We start from the raw sequence: 1,299 nt of genomic DNA on the forward strand, positions 1-1,299 counted from the left end.
GGCGCGCGGCTCCAGGCGGCGAGCGAGCGCGGCGTCCAGCGTGGTGATGGTCACGTAGGCGGCGGCCAGGCGGTCGCGGGCCAGGGGGGCGAGCAGGTCGAGGTCGCGCTCCACCCCGCTCGACTTGGTGATGACCGAAAACGGGTAGCGGGCCTCGCCAAGCACTTCGATCAGCCCGCGCGTCAGGCGCAGCTCGCGCTCCACGGGCTGGTAGCAGTCGGTGGCGGATCCGATGTTGAGCAGCTGCGGCACATGCCCGGGCCGGGCCAGTTCGCCGCGCAGCACCTCGGCGATGTTGTGCTTGGCGATGATCTGCGTCTCGAAGTCCAGCCCCGGCGACAGGTTCAGGTAGCTGTGCGTGGGCCGCGCGTAGCAGTAGATGCAGCCGTGCTCGCACCCGCGGTAGGGGTTGACCGAGTGCTCGAAGAAGATGTCCGGCGAGTCGTTGGCGCAGATGGCGCTGCGCGCGGTCTCCAGCACCACGCGCGTGGCCTGGGGGGCGGCGGCGTCCGGCCCTTCGCCGGGCCCGGCCCAGCCATCGTCGAAGGCGTCGCGCGCATCGCTCAGGAAACGGTGCGGGATCCGCGTCGCGGCGCCCCGCCCCTTGATGGCGTGCAGTGGGATCTGGAATTCGGACATGGACGGCGCCTCGGCTGCGGGCTGGGCCAGGGGCGGCGCCGGTTCGACGCCTGCCTGCGGCCAGCCAAAGACTGTATATAAACACAGATATTAGCGCCGTTCGCTCGGGATGTCTCCCGCCCCTTCGCCGGGCGCCATTCGCCCCGATGCCGTGGGCCTGCACTGGCCCGGGCTACCGCCTGCGGTCAGGCGGCCAGGGAGAGGCGGCGCAGCAGGCCGCGCAGGTGCATGCGCTGCAATTGCACATCCAGCGCCTGCAGCGCGCGGCCTTCTTCGGTGAAGCCCGTGATCCGGGCGCAGACCGGGCCGCCCTCCTCCTCCACGGCGGTGGTACCCGTCAGCAGGCCAGCGGCGCGCAGCAGCTCGAAATGCTGGATTTCCTCGGGGTCGGAGGTGGTGAACGGCAGGGGCTGTTCCGCCACCTTGCCCAGGAACACGACGTTCATATGCGCACTTTCTTCACAGGGCTGGCGCGCGCACCGGCCGGAACTCGGGGATCGAATCCGTGGCGCCAAGGCTGCCGCCCTCAGGGAAGGCACACGGTAGGCGACAACGCGGTGCAGCACAAGCACGGCCGGACAGGAGGTCACGGTGCTGCGCTCGGCAACGGTTTGGGTGTTTTTTGGCCTCCAGCACAATCGACACTAGGGCATATCGCTA

Annotated in this window: 2 protein-coding genes; both read right to left on the bottom strand. The window is 69.7% G+C overall.

Annotation, left to right across the window (positions count from 1 at the left end; translation table 11 throughout):
- The coding region (locus tag AC27IO_RS24320; protein WP_498741227.1) for a radical SAM family protein at positions 1–639 on the bottom strand (639 nt) is incomplete at its 3' end.
- A gap of 185 nt (positions 640–824) precedes the next feature.
- Entirely contained in the window at positions 825–1,085 is a 261-nt protein-coding gene (locus tag AC27IO_RS24325) for a hypothetical protein (protein WP_272568362.1), read from the bottom strand.
- Between the last annotated feature and the right edge of the window lie 214 nt (positions 1,086–1,299).

The sequence above is a fragment of the Acidovorax sp. KNOB132 genome, from assembly GCF_057541515.1.

Coding starts and splice junctions, on each gene's coding strand:
- AC27IO_RS24325 (WP_272568362.1), bottom strand. CDS start 1,085: ATGAACGTCGTGTTCCTGGGCAAGGTGGCGGAACAGCCCCTGCCGTTC.